The organism is Nonomuraea sp. NPDC003727 (assembly GCF_053586935.1).
In genome coordinates this window covers 187,155-201,583 of sequence record NZ_JBSFNE010000007.1, presented here as the reverse complement: position 1 = coordinate 201,583, position 14,429 = coordinate 187,155, and the positions used below count along the sequence as shown (strand labels likewise).

Annotated in this window: 15 protein-coding genes; 4 read left to right on the top strand and 11 right to left on the bottom strand. The window is 72.7% G+C overall.

From position 1 onward, the window contains the following. Window positions 1-42 precede the first annotated feature (42 nt). The 3 genes from ACWDLG_RS19660 to ACWDLG_RS19650 all read right to left on the bottom strand — a co-directional run bounded on the left by ACWDLG_RS19660 (window position 43) and on the right by ACWDLG_RS19650 (window position 2,672). Window positions 43-1,197: a serine hydrolase domain-containing protein gene (locus tag ACWDLG_RS19660; RefSeq protein WP_449921807.1), complete on the bottom strand. Its 1,155-nt coding sequence runs from the start codon at window positions 1,195-1,197 to the stop codon at window positions 43-45. 762 nt (window positions 1,198-1,959) lie between these two features. Continuing rightward, window positions 1,960-2,439, bottom strand: coding sequence for a Clp protease N-terminal domain-containing protein (locus tag ACWDLG_RS19655; RefSeq protein WP_449921805.1), 480 nt, complete (start codon window positions 2,437-2,439; stop codon window positions 1,960-1,962). A 2-nt stretch (window positions 2,440-2,441) separates the two neighbouring features. Further along, window positions 2,442-2,672 (bottom strand): hypothetical protein, encoded by a 231-nt coding sequence (locus ACWDLG_RS19650; protein ID WP_354915768.1) that lies wholly within the window; start codon window positions 2,670-2,672, stop codon window positions 2,442-2,444. A 180-nt stretch (window positions 2,673-2,852) separates the two neighbouring features. Here ACWDLG_RS19650 and ACWDLG_RS19645 point away from each other — a divergent pair, with 180 nt between their 5' ends. Next, window positions 2,853-3,536, top strand: a complete 684-nt coding sequence (locus ACWDLG_RS19645) for a haloacid dehalogenase type II (protein ID WP_449921802.1) — start codon at window positions 2,853-2,855, stop codon at window positions 3,534-3,536. On the opposite strand, the gene ACWDLG_RS19640 is transcribed toward ACWDLG_RS19645, so the two are convergent. Beyond that, window positions 3,502-4,158, bottom strand: coding sequence for a TetR/AcrR family transcriptional regulator (locus tag ACWDLG_RS19640; protein WP_449921800.1), 657 nt, complete (start codon window positions 4,156-4,158; stop codon window positions 3,502-3,504). The two genes, ACWDLG_RS19645 and ACWDLG_RS19640, sit on opposite strands and share 35 nt — an antisense overlap. 71 nt (window positions 4,159-4,229) lie before the next feature. On the opposite strand from ACWDLG_RS19640, the gene ACWDLG_RS19635 reads away from it, so the two are divergent. Beyond that, window positions 4,230-4,658, top strand: coding sequence for a hypothetical protein (locus ACWDLG_RS19635; RefSeq protein ID WP_449921798.1), 429 nt, complete (start codon window positions 4,230-4,232; stop codon window positions 4,656-4,658). A 9-nt stretch (window positions 4,659-4,667) separates the two neighbouring features. On the opposite strand, the gene ACWDLG_RS19630 is transcribed toward ACWDLG_RS19635, so the two are convergent. Further along, complete coding sequence (locus tag ACWDLG_RS19630; RefSeq protein ID WP_449921796.1) at window positions 4,668-5,165, bottom strand: hypothetical protein; 498 nt, start codon at window positions 5,163-5,165, stop codon at window positions 4,668-4,670. A 90-nt stretch (window positions 5,166-5,255) separates the two neighbouring features. Beyond that, entirely contained in the window at window positions 5,256-5,741 is a 486-nt protein-coding gene (locus ACWDLG_RS19625) for a MarR family winged helix-turn-helix transcriptional regulator (protein WP_449921794.1), read from the bottom strand. A 91-nt stretch (window positions 5,742-5,832) separates the two neighbouring features. On the opposite strand from ACWDLG_RS19625, the gene ACWDLG_RS19620 reads away from it, so the two are divergent. Beyond that, window positions 5,833-6,678: a haloalkane dehalogenase gene (locus tag ACWDLG_RS19620; protein ID WP_449921792.1), complete on the top strand. Its 846-nt coding sequence runs from the start codon at window positions 5,833-5,835 to the stop codon at window positions 6,676-6,678. A 54-nt stretch (window positions 6,679-6,732) separates the two neighbouring features. Here the strand turns inward: ACWDLG_RS19620 and ACWDLG_RS19615 are convergent, their stop codons facing one another. The 5 genes from ACWDLG_RS19615 to ACWDLG_RS19595 form a co-directional block, all read right to left on the bottom strand. Beyond that, window positions 6,733-8,064, bottom strand: a complete 1,332-nt coding sequence (locus tag ACWDLG_RS19615; RefSeq protein ID WP_449921790.1) for an MFS transporter — start codon at window positions 8,062-8,064, stop codon at window positions 6,733-6,735. Then, window positions 8,061-9,734 carry an amidohydrolase gene (locus tag ACWDLG_RS19610; protein WP_449921789.1) on the bottom strand — a complete coding sequence of 558 codons (1,674 nt, stop codon included), beginning with the start codon at window positions 9,732-9,734 and terminating at the stop codon, window positions 8,061-8,063. Before ACWDLG_RS19610 ends, ACWDLG_RS19615 begins: the two co-directional genes overlap by 4 nt. Window position 9,735: 1 nt before the next feature. Further along, complete coding sequence (locus tag ACWDLG_RS19605) at window positions 9,736-11,424, bottom strand: urease subunit alpha (protein ID WP_449921787.1); 1,689 nt, start codon at window positions 11,422-11,424, stop codon at window positions 9,736-9,738. Then, window positions 11,421-11,999 (bottom strand): urease subunit beta, encoded by a 579-nt coding sequence (locus ACWDLG_RS19600; RefSeq protein ID WP_449921786.1) that lies wholly within the window; start codon window positions 11,997-11,999, stop codon window positions 11,421-11,423. The genes ACWDLG_RS19605 and ACWDLG_RS19600 overlap by 4 nt, the downstream gene beginning before the upstream one ends. A 138-nt stretch (window positions 12,000-12,137) precedes the next feature. Next, on the bottom strand, window positions 12,138-13,325 hold the full coding sequence (locus ACWDLG_RS19595) for a PucR family transcriptional regulator (RefSeq protein ID WP_449921784.1): 1,188 nt from the start codon (window positions 13,323-13,325) through the stop codon (window positions 12,138-12,140). Window positions 13,326-13,503: 178 nt separating this feature from the next. On the opposite strand from ACWDLG_RS19595, the gene ACWDLG_RS19590 reads away from it, so the two are divergent. Further along, on the top strand, window positions 13,504-14,394 hold the full coding sequence (locus ACWDLG_RS19590) for an LLM class flavin-dependent oxidoreductase (protein ID WP_449921783.1): 891 nt from the start codon (window positions 13,504-13,506) through the stop codon (window positions 14,392-14,394). Window positions 14,395-14,429: the final 35 nt, after the last annotated feature.

Genomic DNA, 14,429 nt, shown 5'->3' with positions numbered 1-14,429 from the left:
GAACGGCGGGACCGGGTCGCGTCCCCGGTCCCGCCGCGGTGCCTACGACCGCCGGGAGGCGCCGCCGGGGCAGAACTCCGCCTCCAGCACGTCGGTGAAGATGCCGAGCGGGTCCTTCCACGGGCCGCGGGCCCAGTCGCCGTTGACGTTGGTCGCGAGCACGCGGCTGCCGTCGCGGGTGCCGTACGTGTACGACCACGAGCCGAAGATGGCGCCGCCCATGCCCCAGACAGTCGTGCCGCACGGCAGTTTCATCGAGGAGACGCCGAGGCCGTAGGCGGTGCCGGGGATCCAGTCCTTGGTCGGGACCGTGGTGAACATCTCGCGCTGCTGGGCCGGCGGCAGGAGCCGGCCGCCCAGCAGCGCGCGGAAGAACCGGTTGAGGTCTCCGGCCGTGGAGATCATGCCGCCGGCCGCCCAGAACGGGGAGGTGTTCAACTCGGTCACGTCGTAGATCTTGGCGTCGGGTTCGGGCGAGTTGAGCCTGGTGTAGTGCAGGGAGTGCGGCCCGCGGATCGTCAGGTCGTCGGCGCGCGGCAGGTACGTCCCTGACAGTCCGAGCGGGCCGGTGATCCGCTGGGCGATCTCGTCGGCCAGCGTCCTGCCGGTCGCCCGCTCGACGACCATGCCGGCGAGCACGTAGTTGGTCTGGGAGTACCCCCAGCTCGTGCCGGGCCGGAAGACGGGCGGGTGGGTCATCGCGATGCGGACGAGCTGCTCAGGGGTGGGGTACTCGTGCTGGTTCACCGCCGCCTGATCCTGCAGGTAGTCGTGGATCCCGCTGGTGTTGCCGAGCAACTGCCTGAGGGTGACCGCCGCGCCGTCGTGGCCGTTGCCGCGGACCAGGCCGGGCAGCCACTTCTCCACGGTGTCGTCGAGATCGAGCCTGCCCTCGGCGGCGAGCCGAAGGACCACGGTGGCCACGAACGCCTTGGTGGTGCTGCCGATGCGGAAGCGGTCCTGCGGACGGCGCTCCCTGCCGGTCGCGGTGTCGGCCACGCCCGCCGTGCCGTACCAGCGCTGCCGGCCGTCGCGGATCTCGGCGAGGATGCCGGGAACGCCGCCCTCGGTCACGGCGCGGTCGAGCACGCGCTGGACTCCGGCGTGGCCGGGCTCGGCGGACGCGGCGTGGGGCATGGCACCTGCGGCGACCATGGCCCCGGTGATGAGCAGCAGGCCGGTGGTGCGTGTGAGCATGAGGGTGTCCTTCGGGGTCGCGCGGGCCGTGCCAGGGCGGCACGGACCCGCTCGTGGATGAGTGTTTTCGAGATGCCGCGCCACGGAACGCGCACGGCGGCGCTACTCCGGGGGTACGGCCCGGCGTACGGCTTGGGCGCGGGGGAGCGAGGCCCGGCGTAGGGCCTCGCGTGCTGGGCGATGGGCGCGGAGGAGTGCGGTGGCCCGGCGTCGGGTGGGCCGCCCGCGAGGTGGGCGTGCCGGCACCGATCGAGAACACCGGCGATGCCGAGGCTCCGAGTTCCGAGTTCCGAGGGTCCGAGGTTCCGAGGTTCCGAGGCTTCGGGCGCCGCGGATGCGCACATGCGGGATGTCGGGACGCCGGGATGCCGGGTGTTGCGCGCGTGCGGGATGCCGGATGCGGGGTAACACGCGCGTGCGGGATGGCGGGATGGCGGGATGCCAGGGATGCGGTTGCGGAGATGCGGTTGCCGGGATGCGGGGGATGGAGGGGATGCCGAGAATGCGAAGGCGCCGAGGGCGTGTGGGGCCGGTGTCGAGGGTGTCGAGGTGCCCATGGTCGCCGGAGGATGGCGGCATCGGGGAGGGCCGGTGACCTCGAAGAGAGGGCTCGCCGGGGAATCGGCGGGGAGCGGCGTGCTGAAGCCGGGGCAGTGCCGCACCTGAGCGTCGGCGCCGATAGCGAGCCGGCCCGTGGCGCGTCAGGCGGTGTGGCGGAAGGGCCCGCCGGAGCGGCCGTTCGGCCTCAGCCGCGCCCGCCGGTCAGGTGGTCTCGGTGGTGAGCGTCTGCAGGACGCGGTCTTGCAGGCCGGCGCGGTCGACGCCGGCCATGGCCAGCGCCCTCGGCACGATGCCGACCTCGGCCCGCAGGATCGCGAGCAGCAGGTGCGCCGGTCGCAGGTCCTTCTTGCGGTGCGAGCGGGCGATCCGCTCGAGCGCGAGCTTGGCCGAGGCCCCCAGCTGCGTCGGGCGTTTGGCGGCGGGGCTCGGCCGGGGAAGGTCGAACGACGCCAGGGACACTCCCGCCGCGCCCAGGCTGTGCTCGAACTCCCGGTCGAGCGCGTCGCGGATGGCCTGCCGGTCGAGGCCGGCCTCGGTCAGCGCCTGCCGGGTGGCGCTCTCCGGCTCGCCGGCGATGGCCAGCAGGAGGTGGTGGGCCTCGATCGTGGCCGACCTGTCGGCGTGGGCTTCGGCCGCGCCGTTCTCGATGATGGTTTGAAGGTACTTGTCGAAGGTGGACATCGTCAGCGTCTCCTGAGCGTGACGCCCGCGGCGATGAGCCGCTTGGCGTGCTTCTTGTGGACGGCCTGGCGTGTGACGCCGAGCGCCTCGGCGACCTGCGGCCAGCTCCAGCCGGCGCGCATGGCCTGCTCGACGGCGGCGTCCTCGATCTGGTCGGCCAGGCGCCGCAACGCCGCCACGGCCGCCAGCGCGTCGGCGGGGTCCTGGGATGAGGGAATCTCGGCACCGGACATGTAAGCAACTCTAGTTGACAAAGATGGGCTAGTCAACGCGAGTTGCTTATCTCGGGTGGGGCCCCGCCCGCCGCTTCGTGACGCCGCGCGCCGTACCGGGAATGGACTGACGTGGGCCTGCGCTCGCCCGCGCGCCGCCGCGATGACGGCGGCCCGCTCGCTTCGCCCGGAGGAGGAGCCATGACCGACGGACCGCGGACGAGACCGCATGTCGTGATCTTCGACGTGAACGAGACGCTCACCGACATGGACCCGCTGCGCGCCCGCTTCGAGGACGTCGGGCTGCCGGGGCACCTCGTGGCCACCTGGTTCGCGAGCGTGCTGCGCGACGGGTTCGCGCTCACCGCGGCCGGCGGGTACGCCGAGTTCGCCGCGATCGCCGCCGACGTGCTCAGGGGCCTGCTCGCCGGCCGGGACATCGACGCCGACGCGGCGATCGAGCGGATCCTTCGCGCCTTCACCGAGTTGCGGCTGCATCCGGACGTCCCCGACGGCATGCGGATGCTGCGGGACGGCGGCATCCGGCTGCTCACCATGACCAACGGCGCCGCCGCGACGATCGAAGGGATCCTGGCGCGCGAGGGGGTGCTGGACCTGGTGGAGGCCAGGCTGGACGTGAGCGGCCCCCGGGTCTGGAAGCCGGCGCGCGCCGCCTACGAGTACGCGGTCGACCGGGCGGGGGTGCGGCCCGAACAGGCGGCCCTGGTCGCGGTGCATCCCTGGGACGTCGACGGCGCCATGCGGGCCGGCCTGGGCGGTGCCTGGCTGGACCGGCGCGGCACGCCGTACCCGAGCGTGATGACCGCCCCCAGCATGTCGGCCCGCGACCTCATGGCGCTGGCGGCGATGTGGACGGGCGGGTGACCGTTCCGGTCTCCGGCCTGGCGGTGCGGGCGCCGTTCAGCAGATGCCGGATCGCCCGCGAGTACTCGTCCCTGACGCGAGGCTTGTCCGCCTCGGAGGCCTCGGCCAGGGCCATCCCCGCGGCGCCGAGAATGTGGAAGCTGATGCGGGTCATCGGCTCCAGCGGCAGCGGCGGGACCTCGCCGCTGTCCATGAGGCCCCGGATGAGCTGCCCGATCAGCCCGTAGGCGTACTTCTCCTCGTACTCCTTCCATCGCTGCAGTCCCAGCGCGCGGGGCGCCTCCTGCCAGACCACGCGCCCGTAGTCGGGGTCGCAGCAGTGGTCGAGGAACGCCTCAACGGCCGCCATCGCCGCCTGCCAGGGGTCGTCGGCCCGCGCGCTCGACTCGATCACGCGGTGGATCATCTCGGTCTCCAGCCTGTCGAGCACCGCCTCGAACAGCGCCGTCTTGTTCGCGAAGTGGTGATAGACCGCGCCGCGGGTGGCCTGGATGTCGGCCGCGACGTCCTCAAGTGCCGTCCCGGCGAAGCCCTGCTCGGCGAAGCGGCGCCGGGCCGCTTCGAGAAGAGCGGACCGGGTCTCCTGCGCGTACTGCTCCCGCCGGCCCTTGACAGATGACATGCGCCGAGCATACGACATACACTGTGTATGTCACCGACACAGAGTAGGTCGAGGCCATGTCATGGGATCGGGTGCGCCGTCGTCATCAGCTGGTCCATGCCGTACTGGCCGAGGTCGCGGCGACGGGGCAGCCGGTCGTGCCCGCCGCGCTGGCGGCGGAGGTGACCGCCGAGTTCGGTGAGGTCGAGGAGTTCCTGCGCGAGGTGCAGCGCCGCTGGTACCGGGCCTTCGACGCCCGCCTCGACGCCGTCCTGGAGGAGTGGCCGCGCGACATGCGCGCCGCTCTGTTACAGCTCTGGCGCGAGATCGCCGCCGCCATGCCGGAGGCGAGATTCCTGCTGGACGCGCACGCGGGGCATCCGGCGCTCGCCGTCCTGGACGCCCAGCACCGTCGCCGGCTGCGCGCCGCGACCGGCGTCGACCTGGACCTGGCCCTGGCCCGGCCCGCACCGCCAGCCCGGCGGTGCGCGCGGTGGTCCCCCTTCGCCGCCAGCCGGTGAGCCCCGTTTCTAGAGGCACCACCAGCAGTAGATGAGCTGCCCGTCCGCCTGCGCTCGCCGGGCGAGCTCCCGCAGCTCCCCGATCAGCGTGACCAGGTAACCGGTGTCGGGCGGCGTGAAGAACTCCTCGATCCGCCCCCACCGCTCGGCGAGGTCCGCCAGGCGGGCGTCGGGAACGCCGGCCAGCGTGTCACGCACGTCGGCGGCAAGCTCCTCGATGCCAGGCCCCTCCATGTACGGCGAGTCCTCCGGCAGCGCTTCCCACTCCTCAAGACTCTGGGGCCCGGCCTCCGGCGGCGGATGGAGGGTGGTCGTCCGTACGAGATCCACGCTGAACGGGACGTCCCTGATGAGCGCGACGAGCTGTCCGAGGACGGTCGCCGGCTCGATCCCCTTGGCCTCGACCGCGTCGAAGGCGGGGCTCCCGGCCATGGCGCGGCCCCTGTCCGGGTCGGCCACGGCGGCCTGCCTGCCGGCCGCCCGGTAGTAGTCGTACAAGATCCCCAAAGCGATCCTCCGGCTGCTGTCGCCTCGCCTTCTCTGGCAGACGGCAGCCTAGTGGATTCGCTCATGTGTGCGAAAGTCGCTTCGTTGGGATCAGGTGTCGTCGGTGGTCCGGGAGTGGTGGGCGATCAGGCGGGTGAGGAGGTCGGCCAGTTGCTCGCGCTCGGCGGCGTCCAGGGGGGCGAGCAGGTCGTCCTGGAGGGTGGCGAGCAGGGTGTCGAGGTGGTTCAGCTGGTCGCGGCCCTTGTCGGTCAGGGTGATGACGTTGCGGCGCCGGTCGTTCGCGTCGGGGGCGCGGTCGACCTGGCCCCGCTCGGCGAGTTCGTTGATGACGGCGACCAGGTCGCTGCGGTAGATGCCGGTGCGGCGGCTCAGCGTGGCCTGGCTGGCCGGGCCTGACTCCTGGAGGGCGGCCAGGACGGCGTAGTGCCACTTGCGGGCGTCCGCGGTGGCCAGCCCGGCGCCCACCAGCCGGTCGGCGTGCGCAGCCGCGAGTGACAGCAGCCGGCTCGGTGTCCGCCGCAGCCGGGCGGGGGTGGCCGGGTCGTCGCCGTGATGCCGCATGTCGCTGGTGGTCATGCCGACGATCGTAGCCCCTTGCGTTAGTCGCCCTAACGATATAAATTCGTTCGTGTCATAAACGTTTGCCACACTAACGATTGGTGCGATCATGCCTTCCATCGACGTCCTGGACTCGACCATCCACTACGAGGACACCGGCAGCGGCCCAGTAATCGTCTTCCTGCACGGCAACCCGTCCTCGTCCCACTCCTGGCGCAACGTCCTGCCGGCGATCGGCGGGCCCGCCCGCCTGCTGGCCCCCGACCTGATCGGCATGGGCCGGTCCGGCAAGCCCGACATCGCCTACACCTTCGACGACCACGCGCGGTACCTGGACGCCTGGTTCGACGCCCTCGACCTGCGGGACGTCGTGCTCGTCGGACACGACTGGGGCGGCGCACTGGCCTTCGACCACGCCACACGCCACCCCGAGCGCGTGCGCGGCGTCGCCTTCTTCGAGACCATCGTCCGCCCCATGTCCTGGAGCGAACTGGCCGACGGCCCCCGCGACCGCGCCGAGGCCATGCGCTCACCCAAGGGCGAGGACCTGGTCCTCGACCGCAACTTCTTCATCGAGACCGCCTACACCGGCGGCGTCCTCACCCCGCTGAGCCCGGAGGAGCTGGCCCCCTACCTGGCCCCCTACCCCACCCGCGAGAGCCGCCGGCCGGTGCTGCGGTGGGCCCGCTCGCTCCCGCTCGACGGCGAACCCGCCGACGTGGCGGAGCGCGTCACCGCCTACGACGCCTGGCTGGCCGCCAGCCCCGAGGTGCCCAAGCTGCTGCTCACCTTCGACTCCTCGCCCACCCTTCTCATCACCCCGGAGGTGGCCGCCTGGTGCAAGGACAACATCGCCGGCCTGGAGATCGAGCACATCGGGCCGTCCGGCCACCACGCCACAGAGGACCAGCCCGAGGCGATCGCGGCCGCGATCACCCGTTGGGCGCTCCGCTAGGCGAGGCCGGGCGGACTCCCGATCAGGGGAAGTCCGCCCATACGGCACGCGGGATCAGCCGGTGACCACGTTGTCCTTCACACGCAGCCGCTCGCCCAGGAACCCGCCGAGCGCCGTGATCAGGGACAGGCCCGCCAGCAGCAGGGCCACCGGCCACGAGGCGCCGCCGCTGGTCTTCAGCAGCGCGGTCGCGATGAAGGGCAGGAAGCCGGTCAGCGCGCCCGCCAGGTTGTAGGCCAGGGCCACCCCGCTGTAGCGCAGGCGGGCCGGGAACAGCTCGGTGAGCAGCGCGCCGGAGACCGCGTAGGCGATGGAGACCACGCCGATGCCGGCCGCCACCGCCAGCACGATCACCATCGGGTTCCTGGTGTCGATCAGCCAGAAGAGCGGGAAGGCGCACACGGCCCCGAGCAGACCGCCCCACAGCGTCACCCGGCCGGGGCCGATACGCTCGGCGACCCGCCCCATGACGAGGATGACCACGATCTCGACGACGGCCGCCGCCAGGGTGGCGTCGACCATGAGGCCGGGGGACATGCCCAGCTGGCTGGTGCCGTAGCTGATCACGAAGGTGGTCAGGATGTAGAAGCCGCCGATGCCCAGGAGCGCCGAGGCGATCGCCACCAGCAGCCGCCGCCACCCTGTGCGGAGGACCTCCAGCGCCGGGATCTTGGCCCGCTCGTCCTGCTTGAGAAGCTGGTCGAACAGCGGCGACTCCTCGACCTTGCGGCGGATGTAGAAGGCGATCGCCAGCAGCGGGAAGGCCGCGAGGAACGGCAGGCGCCAGCCCCAGGAGTCGAACTGCTGCTCCGGCACGAGCAGCGCCAGAGCGAACGCGCCGGACGAGAGCAGGGTGCCGACGGGCGAGCCGATCTGCGGCATGGCGGCGTAGCGGCCGCGCTTCTCCGGCGGCGCGTGCTCCACGGCCAGGGTGACGGCGCCGCCCCACTCACCGCCGACCGCGATGCCCTGGAGCAGCCGGAGCAGGACCAGCAGCGCGGGCGCCCAGACGCCGACGGCCGCGAAGGTGGGCAGCAGGCCGATGCAGCCGGTCGCCACGCCGATCATCACCACGGTGATCAGCAGGGCGGGGCGCCGTCCGATGCGGTCGCCCAGCCAGCCGAAGATGAGGGCGCCGAACGGCCTGGCCACGAAGCCGACGCCGAAGGTCGCGAACGCGGCCATGGTGGCGGCCGTCGGGTCGAGCGTGGTGAAGTACAGCCGGTTGAAGACGATGGCCGCGGCGGTGCCGAAGAGGAAGTAGTCGTACCACTCCAGGGCCGTGCCGACGAAGGCGGCGAAGGCGACGCGGGCCGCGTCCTTGCCGGTCACGACGACAGAGGTGCCCGGCGGAGGTCCGGCGGCGGCATGGCGGGATGTGTTCATGGGTGACTCCTTGCGGGCGGGAGTGTCGTTGTCGTGCCGGCCGCGATGGCGTCGGCACCGTGGACGCAGGCACCGTCCACGAAGGTCGCGATGACCTCGATGGCGCCGATCCGGTCGCTGCCCACCTCGACGGGGTCGTCGGACAGCAGCACGAAGTCCGCGCACTTGCCTGGGCTGATGCTGCCGCGCCTGGCCTCGTCGTGGCTGGCCCACGCGGCGTCGAGGGTGTAGGCGCGCAACGCCTGCTCCGCGGTCACCCGTTCGTCGGGGGCGAGCACGACGCCGGTGTTGCTGAGACGCTCGACCATGGACTGCATGCCGAGCAGGGGCGCTCCCGGCGCGACCGGCCGGTCGGAGCTGCCCGGGACTCGGATGCCCCGCTCGAGGAAGGAGCGGTGCCGGTACATCCACGGGGTGCGGTCGGGGCCGAGCGCCTGGGCCATGGTGTCGCCGACGGCGTACAGGAAGCGGGCCTGCGGGACGGGGACCACGCCGAGTTCGGCGTAGCGGTCGAGCTGGTCGGGCCGGACGACGCCGGAGTGCTCGATGCGGTGCCGTACGTCGGCGCGCGGCGCCGCGCGCTGGGCCTCGGCGAACGCGTCGAGAGCGAGGTCGACGGCGCTGTCGCCGATCGCGTGGGCGGCGACCCGCCAGCCGGCCCGATGCGCCGCGACGATCAGCCGGCGCATGTCGTCGGGGCTGTCCTGGTAGACGCCTGCGGCGTGGTCGTGGCCGCAGAAGGGTTCGGACACGGCGGCGGTCCTGCCGATGAGCGAGCCGTCCAGCCAGATCTTCATCGGGCCGAGCCGCAGCCGGTCGTCGCCGAAGCCCGTGCGCAGACCGAGGTCGAGCCCGGTGGTGATGGCGTCGTCGGCGTGCGCGCGCAGCGCGTGCATGTTGTCGGCGGCCACCATGAGCTCCACCCGCGTGCGCAGGCCGCCGCGTTCGCGGGCGATCTGGTAGGCGACGGCCTCGACCGGGCTGCGGCCGATGAGGCCGAGGCCGATCCCCGCCTCCACGACGTGGGTGAGGCCCTCGGCGGCGTAGACGGCGCTCGCCCGGGAGATCGCCTCCGCGAGCTCGGCCACGGGGTACGGCATGACGAGGGCGGACACCAGGCTCTGGGCGCGTTCCTGCAGCAGCCCCGTCGGCGCGCCGCCGGGATCGCGGACCACCACGCCGCCGTCGGGCTCCCGCGCGGTGCCGTCGAGCACGCCGGCCATCCGCAGCACCTCGCTGCTGACCGCACACATGTGGCCGGAGCGGTGCTTCAGCCATACCGGCCGCCCACCGGCCGCCCGGTCCAGCCCGTGGCGGTGGGGGTGGGCGCCCATGACCGTGTCGTCGTAGCCGGAGCCGACGATCCAGGCGCCGGCGGGCAGTCCCGCCGCGCGGCGGGCGACGGCGTCGTACACCTGGTCGAGCGTGGCCGCGCCGGCGAGGTCGAGCTCGCCGAGGGACTGGCCGAACCAGGCCATGTGGTTGTGGGCGTCACCGAACCCGGGGACGACGACGGCTCCCGAGCAGTCGAGCGTGGTGCGGGCGGGAAGGTCCTCCACCGCGTCGTCGAGGCCGACGACACGTCCCGCGAACACCCCGAGGGTACGGGCGCGTGGCCGCAGGTCGTCGACGGTACGGATGCGGGCGTTGCGCAGCTTGAGATCGAGCATGTCAGGCCAGGTTCTGCAGGCGGGTCAGCGGCAGGTCGGCGGCGTGGTGGATGTCCACCGGGCGGCCGTCCACCAGCACGGGGTCGGGTGTCGTCGGGACGCGCACGTCGGGCACGGCGCTGTTGGCGACCATGTCGTCGCAGGTGAGTCCCCGGCTGTCGCGCAGGGCGGTGTAGCGGATGCCGGAGGGCAGGGCCGCGCGGGCGGCGCGGTCGTCGAGGCAGGCCCCGGAGACGAAGACGGTCGACAGCCGGCGCGGGGCCGCGCCGAGCCCGCCGAAGTACGGCTTCATCACGCGGGGCTGGGTGAGTCGTGTGGAGCCCGAGCCGGAGCCGGACAGCCCCCAGGCCACGAAGCCCGACTTGAGCACCAGCTCCGGCTGGGCGCCGAACGTGACGGGCCGCCACAGCACGATGTCGGCGATGCTCCCGGGCCGCAGCGACCCCACGTCGGGGGTCATGCCGTGGGCGATGGCCGGATTGAGCGTGATCTTGGCCAGGTACCGCAGCACCCGGGCGTTGTTGACGACGCCGGGGCCGGTCTGTCCGGCCAGCGTGGCCTGCACGTGGGCCACCTGCCAGGTACGGCGCGCCGTCTCGGCGATCCGGCCCATGCCCATCGAGTCGGAGTTGACGATGCTGATCGCGCCGAGGTCGTGCAGGGCGTTCTCGGCGGCGATGGCGTGCTCGCGCACCCGGCCGGCCGCGATGGACAGATCGCTGTCCACGCCGTGGTGGCCGCGGTGGACCGTGAGCGTCATGGGCAGCAGCTCGGCGACGGTCGCGGCGGTCAGGGGCAGCGTGGGCGTGGTGGAGGAGGTCAGGACGTGCGGCTGGGAGACGATCTCCAGGAGATCGGGGTGCCCGCCGCCGCCCTCGACGTGGTAGGCGTGGACGGTCCGCCCCCGTGTGGCGTCGAGGGTGTCGGCGAGGTTGCCCGACTCGTTGAGCGTGTCGGTGTGCAGCGCGACGGGCAGGTCCGCCGCCTCCGCGACGCCCAGGCAGGTGTCGACGATCCGGGGAGTGGCCCCCCAGTCCTCGTGGATCTTGAATCCGCCGGCTCCGGCGAGCACCGCCCGTTCCAGCAGGTCCTGCGAGGACGACGAGCCGCGGGCCAGGAACGCGACGTTGACCGGCGTGTCACGCCAGGCCTCGATGAGGGTGTGCAGGTTGTAGGCGGGGTTGGCGCCCACGTCCCACACGCCGCCGATCCCCATGCCCACCAGGGAGGTGACGCCGGCCGACAGCGCGGCGGGCACGACCTCGGGGCTGGACAGGTGCACGTGGGAGTCGACCATGCCGGGCGTGGCGATGAGCCCCTCGCCGGTGATCATCGCGGTGTGCGAGTCGACGACCAGCTCCACACCGTCGGTGGCCTCCGGGTTTCCCGCGCGTCCGATGCCGACGATCCGGCCGTCCTTGATGCCGATGTTGGTCTTGCGGACGCCGATCAGCGGGTCCATGACCACGACGCCGAGGATGACCATGTCCAGGGCGCTGTCGCGGGGCGCGCGGCCGGTGACGAGCAGCCCGTCCCTGGCGGTCTTGCCGCAGCCGCCCAGGAGCTCCTCGCCCGGCTCGGTGTCGTCGGCCTCGACCTCCACCCACAGGCCGGTGTCGGCGAGCCGGATCCGGTCGCCGGTGGTCGGGCCGTACAGGGACGCGTACGCGCGCCGGGACATCCGGGTCATCGGGTCCCTCCCCGGGCCACGACGGTGACGGTACGGCTCTCGCCGGGCGCGAAGCGCTCGGCGGTTCCCGCGGGAATGTCCAGCCGGTGGCCGCGGGCGGCGTCGCGGTCGAACGCGAGCGCGGCGTTCGCCTCCTCCAGCGGGAAGTGCGAGGAGACCCAGATCGGCCGGTCGCCGGTGTTGGCGATCTCCAGGGCGGCGCGCGGGCGGCCGGGAGCCAGCTCGACGTGGTCCCCGGCGGCCAGCACCGCGCCGGGCCCCGTGGGGTCGGCGGGGCCGAACGGCTCGGCGACGTGCACCAGGCTGGAGCCGTGCGGGAAGAGCGCTTCCACCTGGAGGCTCGGGACGGCCTCGGCCACGCCCGGCAGCAGCCGGTCGGGCGGGATGATGCCCGGCACGCGCTTGAGGATGGTCTCCAGCGGCGTGCCGTCCCAGGCCATTTCCAGGATCTCGTCGCACACCAGGGCGATGGACTCGGTCGCGCCGAGGAGCGCGCCGCGAGCCAGCCGCCGTCGGGCGAGCTCGGCGGCCGCGAAGAGCGTCAGCCTTTCCTGCTCGCGTGGAGTGAGATGCATGGATGGTCCCCCGAAATCGTGGCCGGCGGAGCGGCCGGCTTAGGGCATGCACAACACAATGCGCGATGAACCATGCACGAACAATGACGAAACGCTCCGTCATGCGGCGCCGCAGGTGTGCATCTGCACAACCGGGGGTCAGGGGGCGCGATGGCGCGCGCAGTGCAGGGCGAACAGCACGGTCGCCGCGTCGACCGGGCTGGTCGGCTGGTAGCCGGTCAGCTCGGCGAACCGGTTCAGCCGGTTCAGCACCGTGTTGCGATGGCAGTACAGCTCGCGGGTGGTCGCCGCGATCGAGCCCGACCGGCAGTACGCGGTCACCGTCTCCAGCAGCCGGTCACGCTCGTACGGCGGCAGCGGGTCCAGGCCGGACAGCACCGAGTCGGCCAGCAGCCCGGCGATCGGGCCCAGCCGGGCCGCCGCGACCGGCATCCACGCGTCGCCCAGCGCGACGGCGCCGGTCGCCCCGCCGTCCATCGTGGCGGCGATCGCCTCGGCCACCCGCACCATGTCCGGCACGCCGGACAGCCCGGCCGCCACCGGCGCGAGCGCGCACGGCACGTCGTGCAGCCATCGGGACGGCACCGCGCGAGCCGCGCGCGGCAGCTCGGCGATCAGGACGAGGAAGCCGTTGTGGTCCTGCAGGTGGGTGACGCCGGCGGTGAGCCGCGACGCCACGGCGCCGCGCAGGTCCTGCTGGAATTCCTGCGGCGCCACCGCGACCGCGAACCCCGACGTCGCGCGGACCTGGAGCAGGGTCGCCACCTGTGCCACGAGCTGCGGATCGCGGCCGTCGGACGACAGCAGTCTGCCGACGAGCGCGGTGCGCTCGCGCTCCTGGCGGCGGGCGAGGACGGCGACCTCGTCGAGGTAGGCGGCGTGCACGTTCACGGTGTGGAACTCCACGGCGTTCCAGACCCGTACGGCCGAGCGGGTCAGCTCGGGCAGGTCCGCTGGTGAGATGCGCTCCAGGAAAGCGGTCCACAGCACCCGGAAGTCCATGCGCACCGCCTGCAACAGCCGCTCGAGCGGCACGCCCTGGTGGGCGCGGTGGCGGCCGAGCCGGGTCGGCACCTCGCGCAGGTCGTCGCTCACCGGAAGGCCGCCGATCAGCCGCAGCAACAGCTCGAAACAGGCGCGGGCGGTGTCCCGCAGTTCCTCGGCCGAGACCGTCCCCTCGTAGCCGTCGAGCGTGGCGACGTTCGGGATGTAGCGGCTGACCAGCTCGTCCACGTCGTCCAGGCAGTCGCGGACGAGCGCGCGCAGCTCCTCGGAGGCCGGTGCGCCGGTGTCGTCCCGCCCGTCGACGTTCGGGGGGTTGTGCATGCGCCCATTATCAGCACCGCCATATGGCGTTTTGTCCTAATTTGTCATGCAATGCGGCAAACATCAGGCGGGGTGCCGGGATTCGGACCGGAGGTGAGCTTTGTTGTAGCCGACCGGAAACTAGAATTCCCGAGATCATCGGTGTCGCTCCCCGGAGCGCCGCAGAAAGGTGGCTGACGTGACGCCCCGGTTCGGTATCCAGCTCGCGCCCGACGCCGCGAGCATCAACGCCATCCGTGACCTGGCCCGGCTCGCCGACCAGGAAGGACTCGACCTGCTCGGCGTCCAGGACCACCCGTACGCCGCCGCGCACGCCGACGCCTTCGCGCTGATGGCCACCGTCCTGGCCGAGACCGAACGGCTGCGGGTCTTCCCTGACGTGGCCAGCCTGCCCCTGCGCGGTCCCGCGATGCTCGGCAAGATCGCCGCGACCCTCGACCTGCTGAGCGGCGGCCGGTTCGAACTCGGGCTGGGTTCGGGCGCCTTCTGGCCCGCGATCACCGCCATGGGCGGGCCGTCCCGTACCTCTCCCGAGGCGTTGCGGGCCCTGGAGGAGAGCATCGAGATCATCCGCGCCATGTGGCGGCCGGGCGAGAACGTGCGGGTGAAGGGCGAGTACTACACCGTCGACGGCGTGCACGCGGGCCCCGCCCCCGCGCACCAGGTCGGCATCTGGGTGGGCAGCGTCGGGCCGCGCGCCCACGCCCTGACCGGACGGCTGGCCGACGGCTGGGCCGCGCCGATCCCGCACTACCTGCCCTACGAGAAGTGGCGCTCCTCCCAGGACCTCATCGACAACGCCGCCCGCGACGCCGGGCGCGACCCGGCGTCGATCACGCGGATGGCGCAGCTGGTCGGCGACATCACCGAGACCCGGGGCGCCGCCGTACGGCTGGAGGGCGAGACCCCGATCCGCGCCACCGCGAAGGAATGGGCACAGGTGCTCGCCGACCTGGCCACCGAGACCGGTTTCGACACCTTCGTCTACTGGCCGGAGAACCCCGACGCCACCCAGCTCCTGCGGTGGGCTCGGGAGGTCGTCCCCGCCACGCGCGCTCTGCTCGCCTGAAACGCGTCCCTTCGGCACTCCGCCGCGTCCCGGGC

Bases quoted from the DNA above. Each gene is read 5' to 3' on its own strand.
- ACWDLG_RS19660 (WP_449921807.1), bottom strand. From the start codon at position 1,197: ATGCTCACACGCACCACCGGCCTGCTGCTCATCACCGGGGCCATGGTC.
- ACWDLG_RS19655 (WP_449921805.1), bottom strand. From the start codon at position 2,439: ATGTCCACCTTCGACAAGTACCTTCAAACCATCATCGAGAACGGCGCG.
- ACWDLG_RS19650 (WP_354915768.1), bottom strand. From the start codon at position 2,672: ATGTCCGGTGCCGAGATTCCCTCATCCCAGGACCCCGCCGACGCGCTG.
- ACWDLG_RS19645 (WP_449921802.1), top strand. From the start codon at position 2,853: ATGACCGACGGACCGCGGACGAGACCGCATGTCGTGATCTTCGACGTG.
- ACWDLG_RS19640 (WP_449921800.1), bottom strand. From the start codon at position 4,158: ATGTCATCTGTCAAGGGCCGGCGGGAGCAGTACGCGCAGGAGACCCGG.
- ACWDLG_RS19625 (WP_449921794.1), bottom strand. From the start codon at position 5,741: ATGACCACCAGCGACATGCGGCATCACGGCGACGACCCGGCCACCCCC.
- ACWDLG_RS19620 (WP_449921792.1), top strand. From the start codon at position 5,833: ATGCCTTCCATCGACGTCCTGGACTCGACCATCCACTACGAGGACACC.
- ACWDLG_RS19615 (WP_449921790.1), bottom strand. From the start codon at position 8,064: ATGAACACATCCCGCCATGCCGCCGCCGGACCTCCGCCGGGCACCTCT.
- ACWDLG_RS19610 (WP_449921789.1), bottom strand. From the start codon at position 9,734: ATGCTCGATCTCAAGCTGCGCAACGCCCGCATCCGTACCGTCGACGAC.
- ACWDLG_RS19605 (WP_449921787.1), bottom strand. From the start codon at position 11,424: ATGACCCGGATGTCCCGGCGCGCGTACGCGTCCCTGTACGGCCCGACC.
- ACWDLG_RS19600 (WP_449921786.1), bottom strand. From the start codon at position 11,999: ATGCATCTCACTCCACGCGAGCAGGAAAGGCTGACGCTCTTCGCGGCC.
- ACWDLG_RS19595 (WP_449921784.1), bottom strand. From the start codon at position 13,325: ATGCACAACCCCCCGAACGTCGACGGGCGGGACGACACCGGCGCACCG.